Here is a 697-nt window from a genome sequence, read left to right on the forward strand (position 1 = left end):
CAGCCGGCGGACCGCGTCGTCCCCGGTGGGCAGGCCCGCGGCCGCGAGCGCGGTGGGCAGGTCGGTGCGCAGCCGGGCGGTGAGCACCGCACCGAACGCGGCGACGCCGACGGCGCCGCCGAGCGTGCGGGCGAACGTGGCCGAGGACCCGGCGACCCCCACGTCACCGGGGCCCACGGCGTCCTGTGCGGCCAGCATCAGCACCTGCTGGGTCAGGCCGGTCCCGGCGCCGAGCAGCGCCATCCCGGTCACCACCTGCCAGGCCGGGGTCGCCGGGGTCAGCGGCGCGAGCACGGCCAGGCCCAGGACGAGCAGCGCGCACCCCGCCGCGGGATACCGTTTCCACCGGCCGCTGCGGACGACGAGCCGCCCGACCACGGCCGAGGCGACGATCATGGTCCCGACCTGGGGCAGCATCAGCAGACCCGCGGTCATGGCGTCGTGGCCGTGGACGACCTGCAGGAACTGGGGCAGGTAGATGATGCCGCCGAACATGACCGTGCCGACCAGCAGGCTGGCGGCGCAGGCGAGGGTGAACGTGCGGCTGCCGAACAGCCGCGGCGGCAGGATCGGGTCGGCGGCGCGGCGCTCGCGCAGCATCGCGAGCGCACCGGCCGCCACGACGGCGAGGCCGAGCACCGCGGTCGCCGGGGACGTCCACGGCCAGGCCACCCCGCCGGCCGACAGGAGCAGTACG

General features: G+C 77.0%; 1 protein-coding gene. It reads right to left on the bottom strand.

What is annotated here, in order from left to right; all coding sequences use genetic code 11:
• Positions 1-697 (bottom strand): MFS transporter (locus GTW08_RS08675; RefSeq protein WP_161151745.1); only part of this gene is annotated, 697 nt, incomplete at both ends.

It is taken from the genome of Pseudonocardia sp. SID8383 (assembly GCF_009864975.1).
GTDB lineage: Bacteria > Actinomycetota > Actinomycetes > Mycobacteriales > Pseudonocardiaceae > Pseudonocardia > Pseudonocardia alni.